15 protein-coding genes are annotated in these 18,746 nt (G+C 70.7%); 5 read left to right on the forward strand and 10 right to left on the reverse strand.

Annotation, left to right across the window (positions count from 1 at the left end; genetic code table 11):
- The first annotated feature begins 7 nt into the window (after positions 1 to 7).
- Positions 8 to 1,147, forward strand: a complete 1,140-nt coding sequence (locus FOF48_RS03090) for an aminotransferase class V-fold PLP-dependent enzyme (protein ID WP_143898553.1) — start codon at positions 8 to 10, stop codon at positions 1,145 to 1,147.
- A 30-nt stretch (positions 1,148 to 1,177) separates the two neighbouring features.
- Here the strand turns inward: FOF48_RS03090 and cysK are convergent, their stop codons facing one another.
- Positions 1,178 to 2,098, reverse strand: a complete 921-nt coding sequence (gene cysK, locus FOF48_RS03095) for a cysteine synthase A (RefSeq protein WP_143898555.1) — start codon at positions 2,096 to 2,098, stop codon at positions 1,178 to 1,180.
- Between the two features lie 42 nt (positions 2,099 to 2,140).
- Positions 2,141 to 2,986 (reverse strand): serine O-acetyltransferase EpsC, encoded by an 846-nt coding sequence (gene epsC / locus FOF48_RS03100; protein WP_143898557.1) that lies wholly within the window; start codon positions 2,984 to 2,986, stop codon positions 2,141 to 2,143.
- A gap of 265 nt (positions 2,987 to 3,251) precedes the next feature.
- On the opposite strand from epsC, the gene FOF48_RS03105 reads away from it, so the two are divergent.
- Positions 3,252 to 4,895, forward strand: a complete 1,644-nt coding sequence (locus FOF48_RS03105; protein WP_143898559.1) for an AMP-binding protein — start codon at positions 3,252 to 3,254, stop codon at positions 4,893 to 4,895.
- On the opposite strand, the gene FOF48_RS03110 is transcribed toward FOF48_RS03105, so the two are convergent.
- The gene (locus tag FOF48_RS03110) at positions 4,882 to 5,397 is read right to left on the reverse strand and encodes a TfoX/Sxy family protein (protein WP_143898561.1); all 516 of its coding nucleotides are present in this window, start codon (positions 5,395 to 5,397) and stop codon (positions 4,882 to 4,884) included. The two genes, FOF48_RS03105 and FOF48_RS03110, sit on opposite strands and share 14 nt — an antisense overlap.
- Positions 5,398 to 5,406: 9 nt before the next feature.
- Positions 5,407 to 7,407, reverse strand: coding sequence for a PAS domain-containing sensor histidine kinase (locus FOF48_RS03115; protein ID WP_143898563.1), 2,001 nt, complete (start codon positions 7,405 to 7,407; stop codon positions 5,407 to 5,409).
- Positions 7,408 to 7,598: 191 nt separating this feature from the next.
- Here FOF48_RS03115 and FOF48_RS03120 point away from each other — a divergent pair, with 191 nt between their 5' ends.
- Positions 7,599 to 8,972, forward strand: a complete 1,374-nt coding sequence (locus FOF48_RS03120; RefSeq protein WP_143898565.1) for an MFS transporter — start codon at positions 7,599 to 7,601, stop codon at positions 8,970 to 8,972.
- A gap of 20 nt (positions 8,973 to 8,992) precedes the next feature.
- Here FOF48_RS03120 and FOF48_RS03125 read toward each other — a convergent pair whose 3' ends face one another.
- The 5 genes from FOF48_RS03125 to FOF48_RS03145 form a co-directional block, all read right to left on the reverse strand.
- Positions 8,993 to 11,230 carry a DPP IV N-terminal domain-containing protein gene (locus FOF48_RS03125; RefSeq protein WP_143898566.1) on the reverse strand — a complete coding sequence of 746 codons (2,238 nt, stop codon included), beginning with the start codon at positions 11,228 to 11,230 and terminating at the stop codon, positions 8,993 to 8,995.
- 34 nt (positions 11,231 to 11,264) lie between these two features.
- Positions 11,265 to 12,656: a PLP-dependent aminotransferase family protein gene (locus tag FOF48_RS03130; protein WP_143898568.1), complete on the reverse strand. Its 1,392-nt coding sequence runs from the start codon at positions 12,654 to 12,656 to the stop codon at positions 11,265 to 11,267.
- Positions 12,657 to 12,758: 102 nt separating this feature from the next.
- A complete protein-coding gene (locus FOF48_RS03135; RefSeq protein ID WP_143898570.1) occupies positions 12,759 to 13,331 on the reverse strand; it encodes an imm11 family protein in 573 nt (190 codons plus the stop codon).
- Between the two features lie 11 nt (positions 13,332 to 13,342).
- A complete protein-coding gene (locus FOF48_RS03140; RefSeq protein ID WP_143898572.1) occupies positions 13,343 to 14,674 on the reverse strand; it encodes an AHH domain-containing protein in 1,332 nt (443 codons plus the stop codon).
- A 45-nt stretch (positions 14,675 to 14,719) separates the two neighbouring features.
- On the reverse strand, positions 14,720 to 16,042 hold the full coding sequence (locus FOF48_RS03145; protein ID WP_143898574.1) for a putative sensor domain DACNV-containing protein: 1,323 nt from the start codon (positions 16,040 to 16,042) through the stop codon (positions 14,720 to 14,722).
- A 210-nt stretch (positions 16,043 to 16,252) separates the two neighbouring features.
- On the opposite strand from FOF48_RS03145, the gene FOF48_RS03150 reads away from it, so the two are divergent.
- Positions 16,253 to 17,629: an amidohydrolase family protein gene (locus FOF48_RS03150; RefSeq protein WP_143898575.1), complete on the forward strand. Its 1,377-nt coding sequence runs from the start codon at positions 16,253 to 16,255 to the stop codon at positions 17,627 to 17,629.
- A 5-nt stretch (positions 17,630 to 17,634) separates the two neighbouring features.
- On the opposite strand, the gene FOF48_RS03155 is transcribed toward FOF48_RS03150, so the two are convergent.
- The gene (locus FOF48_RS03155; protein ID WP_143898577.1) at positions 17,635 to 17,937 is read right to left on the reverse strand and encodes a hypothetical protein; all 303 of its coding nucleotides are present in this window, start codon (positions 17,935 to 17,937) and stop codon (positions 17,635 to 17,637) included.
- Between the two features lie 202 nt (positions 17,938 to 18,139).
- Here FOF48_RS03155 and FOF48_RS03160 point away from each other — a divergent pair, with 202 nt between their 5' ends.
- Positions 18,140 to 18,613 carry a YqaA family protein gene (locus FOF48_RS03160; RefSeq protein ID WP_143898579.1) on the forward strand — a complete coding sequence of 158 codons (474 nt, stop codon included), beginning with the start codon at positions 18,140 to 18,142 and terminating at the stop codon, positions 18,611 to 18,613.
- Positions 18,614 to 18,746: the final 133 nt, after the last annotated feature.

Consider the following 18,746-nt stretch of genomic DNA (forward strand, 5'->3'; position numbering starts at 1 on the left):
GCGGCCCATGAGCTTCTCGTTCGAGCCCTACCGCGCCGAGTTCCCCGTCCTGAAGGAGCAGCTCTACCTCAACCACGCCGGGGTCGCGCCCACGAGCCTGCGCGCCGCCACGGCCGTCAAGACGTGGATGGACGACCTGGTGAACCACGGCGTCCTGAACGAGCGGAGCTGGGAGGCGCACAGCGAGAAGGTGCGGGGGCTGGCCGCGCGCATCATCGGGGCCTCGCCGGAGGAGGTGGCCTTCGTGCGCAACACCAGCCACGGCCTGGGCCTGGTCGCGGAGGGGTTGGACTGGCGGCCCGGGGATGAGGTCGCCGTCGCGACGAGCCTCGAATACCCCTCCAACGTCTACCCGTGGCTGCACCTCCAGGCCCGGGGCGTGGAGGTGCGTGAGATTCCCGCGCCGAACGGGGGCGTGACGCCGGAGGCGGTGGCGTCGGTGCTCACCCCTCGCACGCGGCTGGTGGCGGTGTCGTCCGTGCAGTTCGCCACCGGCCACCGCACGGACCTGGATGCGCTGGGGGCGCTGTGCGAGCGCTCGGGCGTGCTCCTGTGCGTGGACGGCATCCAGAGCGTGGGCTGCATGCCGGTGGACGTGAAGAAGAGCCGCGTCCACTTCCTCAGCGCGGACAGCCACAAGTGGATGCTGGGCATCTCCGGCATTGGCTTCTTGTACGTGGCCAGGGACGTGCTGCCGCGCGTGCGGCCCGCGCTGGTCGGCTGGCGCAGCACCACCGACGCGTGGAACTTCAACCGCTCCCACTTCGAGCTGCGCCCGGACGCGGCGAAGTTCGAGGAGGGCAGCGCCGCGTACCCCGGCATCTACGCCATGGGCGCCGCGCTGGAGCTGCTGCTGGAGGTGGGGCCCGAGGCCATTGGCGGGAGGATTGGCGAGCTGCTGGCCCGCCTGGACATGGGCCTGCGCGGGCTGGGCTGCGAGGTGGGGCCGGAGCCCCGGGACCGCGCGGGCATCCTCACCTTCCTGCCGCCCGGGGCGAACGTCCGGGCCCTCAGCGCCTTCCTGTCGGAGAAGAAGGTGTCCCACTCCGTGCGGCGCGGGCGCATCCGCCTGTCTCCGCACTTCTACAACACGGACGCGGAGATGGACCGGCTGGTGGAGCGGGTGCGCGAGTACCGGCCCGGGTGAGGTGCTCCACCCGGACCGGGGGGCGCACGGCTACTGCGCGGGGAAGAGGTTCTCCACGGAGAGGTAGCGCTCGCCGGTGTCGTAGCAGAAGGTGAGCACGCGGCTGCCGTCCGGCATCTCCGCCAGCTTCTGGTTCACCGCGGACAGCGCGGCGCCGGAGGACACGCCCACGAAGATGCCCTCCTCGCGCGCGGCGCGGCGGGCGAACTCGAAGGCGTCCTTCTCATCCACCTGGATGGTGCCGTCGAGGATTTCGGTGTGGAGGTTCTTCGGGATGAAGCCCGCGCCGATGCCCTGGATGGGGTGCGGGCCCGGCTGGCCGCCGCTGATGACGGGCGACTTCACCGGCTCCACCGCGAACACCTTCAGCCTGGGCCACTTCGCCTTGAGGATCTCCCCGCACGCGGTGATGTGGCCGCCGGTGCCCACGCCCGTGATGAGGTAGTCCAGCCCGTCCGGGAAGTCGTTGAGGATCTCCTGCGCGGTGGTGCGCTTGTGGACCTCGATGTTGGACTCGTTCTCGAACTGCTGCGGCATCCACGCGCCGGACGTCTGGGAGACGAGCTCCGTGGCGCGGGCGATGGCGCCCTTCATGCCCAGCGCGCGCGGCGTCAGGTCGAAGGAGGCGCCGTAGGCGGCCAGCACGCGGCGGCGCTCGATGCTCATGGACTCCGGCATCACCAGGATGAGCTTGTAGCCCTTCACCGCGGCCACCATGGCCAGACCGATGCCGGTGTTGCCGCTGGTGGGCTCGATGATGACGCTGCCCTCCTTGAGGAGGCCCCGCTTCTCCGCGTCCTCAATCATGGCCAGGCCGATGCGGTCCTTGATGCTGCCGCCCGGGTTGGCGCGCTCCAGCTTCATGTGCACCGACACGCGCGAGGGGTACAGCCGGTTGATGCGCACGTGCGGCGTGTTGCCAATGGTCTGCAGGATGTTGTCGACCTTCATGGCGTCTCCGGTGTGGGGAACGGGCACTGCGTGAGGGAAAACTCAAATCTGGTAGTCGAGGACGTCCAGGCCTTCGTCGCCCTGTCGCGCCCGCACCTCGCTGCGGCGGGTGACGACGGACTGGGCGGGCACGCTCTGCGTGAGCCACGCGTTGCCGGCGATGATGCTGCCCCGGCCCACCACCGTCCCGCCCCCGAGGATGGTGGCGTTGGCGTACACCACCACGTCGTCCTCGATGGTCGGGTGGCGCTTCTTGTCCGCCAGGGCCTTCTCCACCATCAGCGCGCCCAGGGTGACGCCCTGGTAGATCTTCACGTTGTCGCCAATCACCGTCGTCTCACCGATGACGACCCCCGTGCCGTGGTCGATGACGAACTTGCGGCCAATGGTGGCGCCCGGGTGGATGTCCACGCCGGTGCGCTGGTGGGCGTATTCGGTGAGCAGGCGCGGCAGCAGCGGGAAGTTCAGCCGGTGCAGCGCGTTCGCCACGCGGTAGATGGCGATGGCGTAGAAGCCCGGGTAGGTGAGCACCACCTCGTCCACGCTGCGCGCGGCGGGGTCCGCCTCGAAGATGGCGCGAGCGTCCTGCTGGAGCCAGTCGTAGAGGTCCGGCAGCTTCGCCATGAAGCGCCCGGACATGCCCGCGTCCGTGACGGGGTAGTGCGGCGAGAGCAGGGCCTGGATGCGCTGGAGGCTCGCCTCCACGGCGGTGACGTCCCGGCGCACCGCGGCGGCGTTGCACTCCAGCCGCTCCGCGAAGTGGGGGAAGAGCAGCCCCAGCACCTGCGCGACGAACTCCGGCGCCGCCTTGCGGACGTCCGGGGGGAAGCAGTGGCGCTGTCGCGCCTCCAGCAGGGTGGCAACCAGTCGGGCGTTCGGATCGTCCATGGGGCGTTGCGTCAGAATAGCGTGCCGGTGCGGCGTTTTCCTTGTTTCCCGTGCTGGAACGACAGCGGAGGGCCCGGTGGGGGTTCTTCTGGGCGCCCGGGGCATCGCGACGGGGTTCCGGACGTGGATGCGGTCGCCGGGAAAACGTCGCGGTCGCTCGGCGGGCTGGGGTGGGGCTGCGCTCTGGGAGGCGGGCGGTCAGCCGGGGAACTCCCCGTCACGCTGGCGCTTGCCGGCGCGGGGCGGCCCTGGGGACGATGGGGGCATGACGACCGCCCTCTCCTACGCTCATGGCACCAGCGCCACCCCGCTGCTGGGGGAAACCATCGGTCAGAACCTGCGCCGCACCGTCGAGCGGTACGGCGAGCGCGAGGCCCTGGTGGTGGCCTCGCAGAACTACCGTGTCACGTGGCGCCAGTTCTGGGACGCGACGACGGAGGTGGCGAAGGGACTGCTGGCCCTGGGGGTCCAGAAGGGGGACCGCGTGGGCCTCTGGTCGCCCAACCGCTTCGAGTGGACGGTGGCGCAGTACGCGCTGGCGCGCACGGGCGCCATCCTCGTCAACCTGAACCCGGCCTATCGCACGTCGGAGCTGGAGTACGCGCTCAACCAGGCCGGCGTGAGCGTCCTGCTGCTGGCGAAGGGCTTCCGGCAGACGGACTACACGCGGATGCTGGAGGAGGTCCGGCCCCGCTGCGCGGGACTGCGCGAGGCGCTGGTGTTGGACACGGACTGGGACCGGCTGGTGCGGGCCGGAGCGAGCGTGGGGGACGACGTGCTGGAGGCGCGCGAGCAGTCGCTCCAGTTCGATGACCCCATCAACATCCAGTACACGTCCGGCACCACGGGCTTCCCCAAGGGCGCGACGCTGTCGCACCACAACGTGCTCAACAACGGCTTCTTCGTGGGGGAGGTGCTTCGCTACACGCCGGAGGACCGGGTGTGCATCCCGGTGCCCTTCTACCACTGCTTCGGCATGGTGATGGGCAACCTGGCCTGCACGTCCCATGGCTCGACGATGGTGATTCCGGGGGAGGCGTTCGAGCCGCTGGCGGTGCTCCAGACCGTGCAGGCCGAACGCTGCACGTCGCTCTATGGCGTGCCCACGATGTTCATCGCGGAGTTGGATCACCCGCGCTTTGGCGAGTTCGACCTGAAGTCGCTGCGCACCGGCATCATGGCGGGCTCGCCGTGTCCGGTGGAGGTGATGAAGCAGGTGCAGTCGCGCATGCACATGCGGGAGGTCACCATCTGCTACGGCATGACGGAGACGTCGCCCGTGTCCACGCAGAACCCCCTGGATGACACGCTGGAGAAGCGCGTGGCCACGGTGGGCCGCGTGCACCCGCACCTGGAGGTGAAGGTCGTGGATCCGGAGACCGGCGCGGTGGTGCCGCAGGGGCAGCCCGGGGAGCTGTGCACGCGGGGCTACAGCGTGATGCTCGGGTACTGGGACAACCCACAGGCCACCGCGGCGGCCATCGACCGGGCCGGGTGGATGCACACGGGCGACCTGGCGACGATGGACGCGGACGGCTACGTGAAGATCGTCGGCCGCATCAAGGACATGATCATCCGGGGCGGGGAGAACGTGTACCCGCGCGAGGTGGAGGAGTTCCTCCACACGCACCCGGAGGTCAGCGAGGCGCAGGTCATCGGCGTGCCCAGCGCGAAGTACGGCGAGGAGGTGATGGCGTGGGTGCGCCTGAAGTCCGGCGCCACGCTGTCCGCGGAGGTCCTGACGGCCTTCTGCTCCGGCCGCATCTCCACCTTCAAGATTCCCCGCCACTGGAAGTTCGTGGACAGCTTCCCGATGACGGTGACGGGCAAGGTGCAGAAGTTCCGCATGCGCGAGGTCTCCATCGCCGAGCTGGGGCTCGGCGAGGTGGCCGCCATCAAGACCGCCTGACGCGCGGCTGCTTCTTCGCCGCGGGTGGCTTCTTCGCGGCGGGCTGCTTCTTCGCCGCGGGCGCCTTCTTCGCGGCGGGCTGCTTCTTCGCCGCAGGTGGCTTCTTCGCGGCGGGCTGCTTCGTCGCGGCGGGCTGCTTCTTCGCCGCGGGTGCCTTCTTCGCGGCCTTCTTCATCGCGGCGCGCTGGGCGGCGTCCACGGCTCGGCGGGCCCAGGGCAGCAGCCTGCGGCCGTCGTCCTCCGCGTCCGTGGGGGGCGTCCAGTAGCCCAGTTGTTGGGCCTTGCCATGACTCTCGTAGACGAAGGGCCGGCATCCTTCGGCTTCGAAGGCGGGGCGGGTGACGTCATCCACCTTGAGGTAGAGCTGGCCCTGGATGATGAGCGCGAACATCCGGCCGCCGAAGTACAGGCCCCAGCCGCCGAACATGGCGCGCGCCTGCACCGGGCCGAGCGGCTCCATCAACTCCACCGTGTACTCCACGAAGCTGTCCATGCGGGGCATGCGGCCCTTCTAATCCAGTGGCAGCTCGAAGCTGAAGGTGGCACCGCGGCCGGGCTCGCTTTCGACCGCGATGGTCCCCCCGTGGCCCTGGATGATCTGCTTCGCGATGTAGAGGCCGAGCCCCAGCCCGCTGGCCTCGCTCGCGGACGTCGCCCGCTCGAACCGGACGAAGATGCGCTCGTGGTGCTCCGCGGAGATGCCCTGGCCTTCGTCCCGCAGGCTGACCCGGACGCGCCGCGCCCTGCGTTCGACCCTCGCGTGCACGGGCTTGCCGGGCGCGTACTTGATGGCGTTGATGATGAAGTTCGCCATCACCTGCTCGATGCGCGTGGCGTCGAGTGGGGCCACGATGCCACCTTCGATGTCCCGCTCCAGCGTGATTCCGGCCCCCTCCAATTGTGGGGCGAAGCGCTCCAGCACCTCCGGGACCAGCGCGGAGAGGTCCGTCCGCACGCGCGTCATGGACAGCTTCCCGGAGCTGATGCGGGACACATCCAGCATGTCGTTGACCAGGCGCCCCAACCGCTCCACCTGGAGCAGGGTGCTGTCGAGCAGCTTCTTGATCCGCGCCGGGCTGAACGCCTCCGCGCCCTGGCTGTCGAAGAGCCGCTGGCTCAGCTGCATCTGCAACTTGAGCGTGGTCAGGGGGGTGTTGAGTTCGTGCGAGGCGACGCCCAGGAACGTGTCCCGCGACACGATGGCCGCGCGGAGATTCTCCGCGAGCTGTTCGAACTCCTTCTGTTCGTTGACCTGATCGGTCACTTCGTAGATGACCACCAGGATGCCGTCGATGCGCCCGCACGGGTCGCGCTTCGCCTGGTAGGTGAAGTTGACGAACATCTCCCGCTCGGTTCCGTCGGCCTGGACAATGGAGGCGCGCTGCTTGGCGCCGTGGAAGCTCTTGCCCGTCTGGTACACGCTGTCGAGGAGCTCGTGATAGCCCTGGCCCTCCAGCTCCGGCAGCGCTTCGCGCACGGTCCGGTTCAGGAGGTCCTCCGCGGGACGGCCCCCGAACAGCATGGACATGAAGGGGGCGTTCGCGAAGGTGTAGACGTGGCGCGGACCGCTGAGGAGGGCGATGCCGAGTGGGGCCTGCATGAGGAAGCTCTGCAGCTCCTGTCGCGCGCGCCGGCCCTCTTCCTCGGCCCGCTTGCGCTCACTGATGTCGAGCGCCGTTCCGACGAACTGGAGGGCCTTGCCGTCCGCGTCGAAGGTCACCTGCCCGCGTGCCTCGACCCAGCAGGCGTGGGCGCCTGGCGCCGTCACCACCCGGTGCTCCATGAAGTAGCGGCCCTGGGGCCCTCCCGCGAGCGTGGCGTCGATGGCCCCGCGCAGGGCGTCGCGCTCATCGGGATGGACGCGCTCGAGCACCCGCCCGAGGTCGAATCCACCGGCCCGGGGGAGTCCGAAGATCAGGGCCATCCGCTCATCCACGTGCATCTGGCCGGAGCGGACCTCCAGCTCCCAGGTGCCTGCCCCGGAAGCCTCCACGACGCGGCGAAGGCGCTCCTCGCTCCGCTGGAGGGCCTGTCGGCTGAGGATTCGCGGGGTGGTTTCGGTGCAGACCACCAGCGTGCCGTGAATCGCGCCGGCATCGTCGAAGGCCGGCGAGTAGCCATAGGTCCAGTAGACGTCCTCGATGCGGCCGTTGCGGAAGATGGGGACGAGCTGGTCTTCGTTCCAGCTGGCCCTCCCCTCGCGCATCACGTCTTCGATCTGCGGTCCGATGATGGGCCAGATCTCCGGCCAGCACTCGCGGCCGGGCATCCCCAGCGCCTCGGGGTGCTTCCCCCGGCCGAAGCTGGGCACGTAGGCATCGTTGTAGAGCTGGATGAGCTGGGGCCCCCACCAAAGGAACATCGGGTGGCGCGAGTGGATCATCGTCCGCACCAGGGTCCGCAGCGAGACGGGCCAGCCCTCCACGGGCCCCAGCGGCGTGGCCGCCCAGTCCTTCGCGCGCATCCGGGCGGCCATCTCCCCCGCGCCGCTGAACAGCTCGTCCGCCTTCACGTGGTCCGGCCTCCAGCGCGCGCTTCGCGAGTCGTGTCTTAGGTGAAGCCCCGGCCTGGGGGAAGCGCCCGGGAATCACCTGCCCAGAGCCTGACTGCCTACCCGGAGCCAGGCGCGGGCCTCGGAGGCGAGGGGCGCGCGCGGCGACGAGGCGGTTTCCGTGGGGCCCTCCGGGGCGTATGGAAGAGACCATGGATGGAAGCGGTGGGACGGTGGACGCGGGCCGCAGGATGCCGCCCGGTGGGGCACGGCGAGTGGCCACGGGGGCGGTGTTGCTGGCCCTGGTGGTGAGCGCCTTCGAGGGCACGGTGGTGACGAGCGCCATGCCCACCATCACGCGGGAGCTGGGCGGGGACTCGCTCTACTCGTGGGTGTTCTCCGCGTTCCTCTTCGCGTCGACGGTGGGGGTGCTGGTGAGCGGCAAGCTGGCGGACCGCCTGGGCCGCAAGCCGGTGTTCTTCGCGGGGATGGGGTTGTTCCTGGTGGGCTCGGCGCTGTGTGGACTGGCGACGTCCGTTCCGGCGCTGGTGGGGTTCCGGGTCCTGCAGGGGCTGGGCGCGGGAGCGTTGCAGCCCACCACGCTGACCATCAGCGCGGACCTCTACACGCTGCGCGAGCGAGCGGCCATCCAGGGCATGTTCACCGGAGCGTGGGGCGCGGCGAACGCCCTGGGGCCGCTGATCGGCGGCTGGCTGGTGATGCACGCCTCGTGGCGGTGGGTGTTCCTGGTGAACCTGCCGGTGGGCGTGCTGTCCGCGCTGCTGTTGCACCTGTCGTACCGGGACCCGTCGCGGCACGGCGCGACGGCGCTGGATGCCTGGGGACCGGTGCTCGCGGGGAGCACGGTGGCGCTGCTGCTCTTCGCGCTGGAGCCGGGAGCGGCCCAGGCGCGCGGGGTGTGCGCGCTGGGGGCGGTGGGGATGGCGGCGCTGTTCGTGTGGCAGCAGCGCAGGACGGCGGCGCCGCTGTTGCCGGGAGCCCTGGTGATGGACCGGACGGTGGTCAGCGGCATCGCGGGAGGGCTGTTCGCGGGCGCGCTGCTGTACACGCTGTCCGCGTGGGTGCCGCTGTGGATGACGGAGCGGGGCGGCTATTCGCCCATCGGGGCGGGGCTGGCGCTGGTGCCGATGTTGCTGGGCTGGTCGGTGGGGTCGACGTTCGGGGTGAAGGTGCTGGTGCGGGGCGGCATGCGCGCGAGCGTGGGGCTGGGCTTCGCGCTGGCGGCGACGGGCGCGGGGCTGCTGTCGGTGGCGGCGCTGCGAGGGTGGGGCGTCCCAGCCACGTTCGCGGCGCTGGCGTTGGTGGGGATGGGCGTGGGCCCGGCGGCCAGCAGCTCGCTGTTGGGGCCGCAGTCGCGAGCCCCGTGGCAGTACCGGGGCATCGTGACGAGCACGCTCTATTCGATGCGGCTCCTGGGCGGTTCGCTGGCGGTGGCGGCGCTGTCGCTGGCGCGTGGGCACTTCGCCGTCCAGTTCGCCATCGCCGCGGGGCTCACGGCGCTGGCCGCGCTGGGCATGGCGCTGGGCGCGCCGGGGTTGGAAGGCAACGTCACGCGCGAGGGGTGACGCTGCCTCCCGGGGGCTCGTCAGCGGGGCTCGCCCAGCTCCCGCAGGAAGAACCGGCGCACGTCGTCCAGGAAGTACCGGCTGGCGGGCGGGCGGGGGCTGTGTGCCTCTCCGGGCAGGATGAGCAGGTCGAAGTGCTTGTTCGCGCGCACCAGCGCCTGGGCCATCCGCATCGTCGTGGACAGGGAGGCGTTCACGTCGCTCGTCCCGTGCATCAGCTTGAGCGCTCCCTGGAGCTTGTCCGCCAGCGCCTCGTTGGACCCCGCCGCGTAGCCCCGCGGGTTCTCCGTGAGCAGGCCCATGTTCGGCTCGTTGATGATGGCTTCCTCCGTCAGCGCCCCAGGCGCTCCCGCATAGCCGGCCTTGAAGAACTCCGGCGCGGTCAGCATCCCCCTCAGCGCGAAGTAGCCGCCCCAGGAGCTCCCCTGGATGCCCACGCGCTCCAGGTCCATGTACGGCCGGCTCGCGCCCGCCTGCTTGAGCGCCGCGACGTGGTCCGGAATCTCCGTCTGCCCCACGCGGCCGTAGTTCACGTCCTGGAACGCCTTGCTCCGTCCCGGAGTGCCCCGCGCGTCCAGCACCATGACGATGAAGCCCAGCTGCGCCAGCGAGTGCGCGACGAGCGACTCCGTCGTGCCCACGTAGGACCAGGGCACCACCGTGGTGAACGGTCCCGCGTAGATGACATCGATGACGGGGTAGCGCTTCTTCGGATCGAGGTCCCAGGGCTTGTACAGCACGCCGTAGAGGGGCGTGGTGCCGTCCGCCGCCTGGACCGTGAGGGGCTCCGGCGGCGTGTAGTGCAGCTCCGCCAGGGCGCGGGTGTCCGCCTTCGCGTAGCGGAAGGTCTGCCGCCCGTCCGCGGACACCACGTCCCAGACCCTCGGCTGCTCGCGCGAGGAGTGCCCATCCACGAAGTACCGCGTGGATGGTGACAGCACGGGCCGGTGCATCCCGGGCCCGGCGGACACCTGCTTCAGGGCGCCGCCCTCCAGCGAGGCCCGGTACACGTGGCGTTCATACGGGGCCCCGGGCTCCGCGGACGCGAGCACGAAGAAGACGTCCGCCTTCGGCGAGACGCCGGCCACCGCGTGGACCGGAAACGCGCCCCGGGTGAGCTGGCGCACGAGCTTGCCTGAATAGTCATAAAGATAGACGTGCCGCCAGCCGTCGCGCTCGGACATCCAGAGGAAGTGCCGGTTGTCGGGCAGCGGCGTCACCTGCCGGGACCACCCCTCCACCGCGAAGTCCAGCGCCCCCACGAAGGTCTCCTGGCGCTCCTCGCGCAGCACGCGGCGGTGCTTGCCCGTCGCCGGGTCCACCGCCACCAGGTCCAGCCGCTTGCCATCCCGGGAGAGCTGGAGCACCAGCGCCTCGCTGCCATCCGGACGCCAGCCCGCGAGCCAGTCGTAGCGCTCCGTCGCGTCACCGGGCGCGGCCGTCACCTGTCCCGTCGCCACCGTGACGAAGTTCAGCTCCGAGCGCATCAGCGGCGTCCCCGTCTTGGAGTAGGGCGCCCATGTCACCTGCTCCAGCGCGGTGCCGTAGTCGACCAGCGGAATCCGGTGCACGCCCCGCGTGTCCTCGCGCCAGACGGCGAGGAAGCGGCCTTGGGGAGACCACGCCGACGCGGGCAGCTTCCAGGTGGAGTCCTCCTCGCCGGTGCGCTCCATCCGGGTCACGCCCTGGGCGTCGACCACCTTGACGCCCGTGTCCCCTTGCACCGCGATCGCCCCGCCCTCCGGAGCGAGGAGGTTGTCGGGCCGGAGCGACAGCGCGACCGGATCCGTGGCGGGCCGCTCCACGACGCGGCGGTCCGTCAGCCCCAGCGTGAACGCCCGGCCCTGGACGGAGAAGACGATCCCCTTCGCATCCGGCGTGAGCGTGAAGGGCATGACGCCGGACACCGCGACCGGCTTGCCGAACAGCTGCGTGAGCTGGGACCTCAGGGACTCCGCGTCCAGCAGGGGCTGTTGGGTGCGCCGCCGCGCATCCACCAGGACCCAGGTCTCGCGATAGGGCTCGACCATGGACCAGTACACGAACCGTTCGCCCTCGGGCAGCCACCGGGGTGGAGTGAGGGTGTCTCGGATGCGCGTCGGCCAACGGAAGGAGGCGTCCGAGAAGTCGAGGCGTTGCTGGAGCGGGTCCCCGGCTTCCGCTCCCGTCGCCATCCAGGGAACGGTCAGCCCCATGAGGAGCAGCGCCAGGCGTGCTCGCGACAGGCGTCCACCACGGCGGGACAGAAGAGACGTCATGGGCACATCCAGGATGGAGGTGAGGGGTGATGCGTCAGACCAGTCGCCGCGGCGTCGGGGACGTGGCGCCAAGCAGGCTTGCCAGCGTCTTCAGCCCGCGCTCCAGCTCCGCGCGCGAGCTGGCCGCGCCGAGCGACACCCGGAGCGCATTGGGGGCCTGGCCCGGCCGGGCCGCGAACAGGTGCGAGGGGCCGATCAGCACGTCGTGCGCGGCGGCCTGTTCCACCAGCTCCGTGGCGCGGCGATGCCCGGGCAGGGGCATCCACAGGAAGTAGGCGCGGTCGTGCGCGACGTACGGGTGCCCCTTCAACACGCGGGCCGCCAGGGCCTGCCGCGCCGTGGCCTCGACCCGCCGCGCGTCGCGCAGGGACTCGGCGGTGCCATCCGTCACCCACTGCGTGGCGATCTCCGTCAGCAGCGCAGAGCCCGACCAGACCGTCGCCGCGGCCGCGTGCTCCAGCGCCTTCCGGGATTCGACGGGCGCCCGGATGTAGCCGACGCGCAGCGCGGGCAGCACGGCCTTCGACAGGCTTCCCAGGTGGTACGTCCGCTCGGGGGCCAGGGCCGCGAGCGGCGGCGGGGCCTTGTCGACGAGCGGCGCCAGCGCTCCGTTCTCGACGATCGTGACGTCGAACTCGCGGCAGACCTCCACCAGGGCCTGCCGTCGCTTCAACGGCATGATGGTCGTGGTGGGGTTGTGGTTCGTGGGGGTGCAGTAGAGCACCCGGGCCTCGCTCTTCCGGCAAGCCTCCGCGAGCGCCTCGGGAATGAGCCCCTCCGCGTCGAGCGCGACCGGATGGGTGGGCAGCCGCAGCCACTCCGCGGTGGCGAGGACCCCCGGATAGGTGATGTCCTCCACCAGCAATCCGCCCGGATTCGCGAGCAGGGACAGCACCATCAAGGTGGCGTGCTGGGCGCCGCCGCACACGGTGACTTCCTCGGTCGTGGCCGCGACCCCCGCGAGTGACAGCCAGCGGGCCCCCGCGCTCCGCTGGGCCTCGGTGCCCGCGTGCGCCTGGTAGCCACTGAGCCCGGTGAGGTCCGCGCGCTCCCCCAGTCGTCGGAGCGCGGCGGCGAGCGCGAGGTGCCCCAGGTCCCCGGGCACGAGGGGCGCGGCCGTGGGTCCCAGGTCGATGCGCAGCCGGTCGGGTTGGGGTGAGTAATGGTCTCCTTCCCGGAGGTTCTTCACGAACGTGCCGTTGCCCACCTGGCTCCAGATGAGTCCCCGCCGCTCCGCCTCCGCGTAGGCCCGCGTCACGGTCCCGAGCGAGGCCCCGGTCGTGCTCGCCAGCTCCCGGTGCGTGGGCAGCCGGTCCCCCGCGCGAAGCCGCCCCGAGCTGATGTCCGCGGAGAGCGCGTCGACGAGCGCCGCGTACAAGGGACCGCCGGACCGCTTCAGACGTGGCTTCCAGGTGGAGCGGGACATGCCCCAGATTGTATCATGACAATCTGGAGATTGTACCGGGACCTGAGGCGGAAGCTTGGGCCGGACGCAGGGCAGGGAGGCGATCGCGCGCGAGAGGGGGGCCTACACTTCGGTGAAGTGCATGCCGGTGGCGCCCGTGCGCTCCAGGGCGGTCTTGATGTCGTCGGAGACGATGAGGGCGATGGACCAGCCCCAGGTCCGGAAGACCTTGGCGTCGCCCACCTGCGACGGGTCGATGCGCATGCCGTAGACGGAACGGTACTGCCCGAGCTTTTCCGGCCGCCCGTCCTCGGGCTCCCAGTACCGGGCTTCCTCAGACGCATGAACATCAATGCAGCGGATCAATCGAGTGGCTACGAGCATGCTGAACTGTTCGGGCTGTCCCTGGATGTCCACCGAGAGCAGCTGGACGTCGTTGGGCGCAAGGGTCGCGAAAATGGTGGCCAGCTTGACGTGTAGGATGGGCGCCTGACCGATGCCGGCAGCCGAAAAGTCGAGGGGCCTCCCCGGCTCATCGATGGGTATCCGGAGGCGAGTTGGCACATGCACGGGTTTGCCGGCTCGGAACATCCAGGGGTCTTCGACCTCGACCCCTTGTTCATGGACGGGATCCCCCAGGTACCAGCGGCCTGGAATCTCAACGTCCTCTGACAAGTCAAAGTAGCGCTTCGCCATGGTCCGTTCCGTCAGCGCCCCTGGGTGAGCAGTCGGTTGATGACGGAGCCTTGAGTGGTTGCTTCGTTCGCCAGGGTCCGCAGTTCGATGGTCAGGGCCTTTCGGCATGCTTCCATGGTGCGGCAGCCAGCGGTGGCTTCGTTCAAACGGCGATAGACTCGTTCATGATACGCCCTGGGATGTGGGCCCCGGTGGCCGGGGATTTCGACGATGTTCTCCGGGTCCTTTAGCTCCATGCCCGCCTGCTTGAAGATGCGCCGGAAGAGCGGGGTCCAGGGTCCACCTTGTTTCGCGGACTTCTCATTCCGGATGGTGGCCAGGTGGTGGCGTTGGGCGCCACCGGGGCGCGATGACATCGCGACCGCGTTGGGCGCGAGCGCGACGGTGAAGCCCTCCGCGGTCATCGCCACGGAGCGTACGCTACCCATGGCTGCATATTGGAATCCCGCTTGGGTCTCCACCGCCAACGCGGCCTGCGCGGAGCCCGGCAGTGTCGGCGCCTTCATCGCGAGCCCCACCGTATTGCCCAGGGCCGCGGTTGCCAGCATCACGAAGATCCGCGCGGCGTTCCGTCCCAGCACCTCGCCGTATGCCTCACCCGCGTCATGGACCTGCATGAACGTGGTGGCCTGATCCACGTGGCGGACCAGCGCCACCCAGCCATCCAGCAGCGTCCAGACGGTGTCCACACCCAGGTACGCAATTGCCGTGGCGGTGAGGAGGGCGGCGAGCCCCTTGGACACTGGCTCTGGGAGTGCCCAGAGCAACAGGTACATCGTCACGGTGGACGTCACCGTGGCCATGAGGGCCTGGGAGTTCGTGATGCCTTCCAGGGCTTCGGCCGTCTCGTGCCAGACGGAGTCCATCGCGACGGCCATCGCCAGGGCGTACCGCCCGTCGCTTCCCAGCAACGGGCCTTCGTCCAACAGGCGCAGGCAATCACCGGCCTGCTCGCGCTTCTTCGCGCACCATTGTTTGTAGCCGCGCGTCAGGTCGTCCGATGCGTCAAGGAGGCGCAGTTCGCGGGATTCCGCCTCTCCGAGCGGGATGATTTGACGGGTCCGTTCCCGGAACCCGAACACGCCGCTGCGCTCCGGCAGGCCAAACAGCTCGCGCGCACCCCTCAATGGCTGGGCGAACGGCCGCACGTCCCGGGCGAGCGTCTTCACGGCGGCCGCGAACTCGTCTTCCTCCAGGCGCGTCGCGGAGAGTGACGCGCCTTCCCCTTCGTGAGGCGTGATGATGGCCCGTTCGCCGTCGTCGATCTCCAGACGCACGCCTCGGGTCGTCGCGCAGCCCGACACGAGCACTCCCAGCAGCAGCACCCACCCCAGCCGCTTCATGCCTGCCTCCCGGTCGCGCGCACGGTAGCAGGGCCGCCCGCACGCTCAGTCCTCCGTCAGCAGGAGGCTCCAGAGCAGCACCTTCTTCTTGCCAGGGGGCCGGTGCAGGCAGCGGAGCGGGCCGTCCTGGGACGCGACGAACACGATGGCGCCGGAGTGCTGGTTGGCGAAGACGGCCGCGGCGCGGTGGCGCGAGCCGTGCTGGCTGATGGGGTAGTGCGGCCCGGGCCTCCCCTGGAGCGTGCGCGCCTCGAACACCTGGGGCGGACCGCTGCGCGGGATGGCGATCTGATAGCCCGCGCACAGCACCTCCAGCTCCGGCCCCATCACCAGCGCGTTGTCCACCGCGGTGAACTGCCCGATGCTCTCCACCAACGCCTGGAAGTCGCTCTCGGTCGCCTTGTCGTCGTGCTCCGCGGCGGCCTTCTTCAGCTCCGGATCCTCTTGCTCCTCCTGCGACGCGGCCTTGCCGGCCTCCGCTCGCCACGCGCCGTTGATGAGGTCCGCTCTCGCCTGGACGAACCGCTGGAGCCGCTCCCGTAGGAGCGAGCCTTGCTCCTGTGGCAGGACGTACTTGCCGCGCGTGCGGAAGCGCTCCACGTCATGCTGCTTGGGCAGGAACGCGATGAGCCCCCCGTGGTGCAGCGCCCCCATCTTCCGGATGAGCCCCTGCACCGCGTTGGACACGTACCACTCGCGGTTGCCGCCCATCAGCGGCTGCACCCTGGGCAGGGACTCCACCAGCGACGAGCACATCTCCATCAGCGCCGCGCGCACCGCGCTGTCCTCGTGGAACAGCAGGTCGTGCAGCGCCACGCGCCGGCCCGGCGGCACCGGCGCGCCCTGCTCGTAGCGGAACACCTCGCGCCCCTGCGTGCTCACCACCAGGTGTCCCGGCTCCGGCGCGTAGAGGATGAAGACGTCCTCCTCGCCCTCGGCGTGGAACTCCGTGTACTCCACCCGGCGCGCCAGCCCCTGGATGCGCAGCTTGCCGTCGCGCGGGCCCACCACCACCGCCGTGCGCGGCAGGTACGCCGCGGGCGCGATCTTCACCAGCGCCTCCACGCTGAAGTCGGTGATGCTCGACTTGGGCTCCAGGGGCAGCGTCTCCCACGCCTGCCGCTTGCCCTTCGCGCCGCCAATGAAGACCGTCTCCCGCACCGCCTGGAGGCCCTGCAAGCCCTGCGCGTGGTAGGCGATGCGCACGCGCGTGGCCTCGCCTTCCTCCCGGCCCAGGCTCGCGAAGAACACCGTGTCCGCCAGGACGACCAGCAGGCGCAGCGTCGGTTCGGCCACGGGTGTCTTGGCGAACTGACGCAGCCAGCTGCGCAGGGCTTCTCCGGGATATTGCAGGCCGGGTTCATCCATCGGGCGCGCAGCATAATCACGGCGCCGTGCTTCTCGGAGGAAGTCATGAAATCGCCGCGATGCGCCGTCCTCTCCTCCTCGGGGCCGGCGCGAGCACCCGGCCTGTAGCACCGCCGCGTCCTGGACGCCTCGCACGTCAGCCCCGGCAGGGAAGGGTTGTCGCGAGCGCGGGCCGCTCCTAGGGTTCTTGGCCATCCTTTCGGAGACTTCATGCGCTCGCGCTTCCTGCCCGCCGCCCTGCTCGCCCTCGCGCTGATGCCGTCCGCCCACGCGGCGCCCCCCGCTCCCCGCACGCAGGTCTTCCGGGGCGGGACGGTGCTGGACGGCTCCGGGGGCACGCCGCTGGAGGAGGCCGCGGTGGTGGTGCGCGACGGGCGCATCGTCTCCGTGGGGCTCGCCATCCACATCCCCGTCCCCAAGGGCGCGGAGGTCATCGACTTCCAGGGCAGGACGCTCCTGCCCGGCCTCATCTCCGACCACAGCCACGTGGGACAGAGCGTGGGCACGTCCGTGGGGCCGGAGCACTACACGCGCGAGAACATCGAGCGGCAGCTGCGCCTGTACGCGGCCTACGGCGTCACCACCGTCACGGCGCTGGGCATGAACCGGCCGCTGTTCAACGAGCTCCGCAAGGAGGCGCACGCGGACACCTTCAGCGGCGCGGACCTGTTCGGCGCGGGGCAGGGCATCGGCGTGCCGGAGGGCGGGCCGCCCCAGGCGATGACGCGCAGCGCGCCGGATCAGCTCTTCCGCCCCGCCACCGTGGAGGAGGCCCGCGCGGCGGTGCGCACCCTGGCGAAGAACCGCGTGGACCTGGTGAAGATCTGGGTGGACAGCTTCCTGGGCAAGCTCCCGAAGATGCAGCCGGACATCTACAAGGCCGTCATCGACGAGTCCCACAAGCAGGGCCTGCGCGTCGCCGCCCACATCCACGACCTGGAGGACGCCCGCGCCGTGGTGGAGGCGGGCGTGGACATCCTCGCGCACGGCGTGCGCGACCAGCCCGTGGACGCGGCCTTCATCCAGGCGATGAAGAAGCGCGGCGTCTGGTACGTGCCCACGCTCGAACTGGACGAGGCCACCGTCGTCTACGCGGACCAGCCCCTGCTCGTGGGCGACCCCGTGCTGCGCCCCGCGCTGACCCCCGACCTGCGCGCGCAGTTCCAGGACGACGCGTGGCGGACGAAGACGCTCCAGGACCCCAAGGCCGCGGAGGCGCGCCACGCCCTCTCCACCAACCAGGCCAACCTGAAGGCGCTGTACGACGCGGGCGTGAAGGTGGGCTTTGGCACCGACTCCGGCGCCACGCCGCTGCGCATCCCCGGCTACGCGGAGCACCGGGAGCTGAAGCTGCTGGTCGGCGCGGGCCTCACGCCGGTGCAGGCGCTGGCCCTGGCCACCGGGAGCGCGGCGGACCTGCTGAAGCTCAAGGACCGGGGCCGCATCAAGCCGGGCCTCCGGGCGGACTTCTTCATCGTGGAAGGCGACCCCGCGGCCAGCATCGTCGCCGTGGACCGCATCACCGGCGTCTGGCGCCAGGGCCGCCAGGTGGCGGGGCCCCTGAGCGCGGCGGCCTCCGCGCCCTGACCCGGCTACTCCTCGATGGGCGGCTGGAGCGTGCCGAACCGCTCCACGCCCCGGTCCAGCGCGGAGCGCACCGCGTGGAGCACGGCGCCATCCGACATCCGCCGCACCAGGACGACGCCGGTCGCCACGAAGGACGGCGCGCCCCCCAGCCGCGCCTCCAGCGCCTCCAGGGTGTGCACGGTGAGCACGAAGCGGCGCCCGTCGCGCAGCCGCACCGCCACGTCCCTGGCCCCATCCGAGGGCGGCGCCGGGTCGTCGGCGATGAGCAGGGACGCGATTCGTTCGTCCTCGGTGTCGATGGACCGCATGCCTGTCCGCTCCCGGGTGGGTCGTCGCATGGCGGGGACGATGGGGACCCCTACCCACGCCTACAAGCCCCCTGGCGGTCGCGGCCCCTGAGTCCCCCGGCGCCGGACACCCGCTGGCCCTGAAGGGCAGGGCGGCGGGCGCGGCCAGGACACGGCGGACAAGACGCGCGGCCGGTCCTGGGTGTATGGCCCCAGGCCTCCCATGACCGCCGAGCCGTCCACCCTGTCCACCTGGGGCCTCCCCGGGATGTTCTTCGTCGCGATGCTGGCGGGCTCCGTGGTGCCGGTGCCCTCCGAGGCGATGCTCGCCGCGCTCATCTACAACGGCTCGCCGCCGGTGACGGCCACCGTGGTGGCCACCGTGGGCAACGTGCTGGGCGCGGTGACGCTCTACATCCTGGGCCAGTGGGTATCCCGCGGAGGCGGCGGGGCCGTGGGCCGCTGGGTGGCGCGCAGGCGGGAGAAGGAAGGCCCCCGCATGGCGCGCGTGGAGGCGAACCTGCGCACCTGGGGCGCCCCCGCGCTGCTCATGTCGTGGCTGCCCATCCTGGGGGACGCGTTCGTGCTCGCCGGCGGCTTCGTCGGCGTGCGCCCCGTGCCGTTTGTCTTCTTCGTCACCCTGGGCAAGGGCCTGCGCTACGCCTTCGTCGCCCTGTCCACCACGGCCGCGATGTAACAATGCGTAACAGACGGGCCGGCGCGCGGGCCGGGGACCGTCGTCACGCAACGTTTCGAGGAATGTGACGGATAAACGGCGGAGGCGTCGTGTACGCGGAATACTGCGTACGCGGCCCTGCCGTGACGTCCCT

It is taken from the genome of Corallococcus sp. Z5C101001 (assembly GCF_007352635.1).
Classification (GTDB): domain Bacteria; phylum Myxococcota; class Myxococcia; order Myxococcales; family Myxococcaceae; genus Corallococcus; species Corallococcus silvisoli.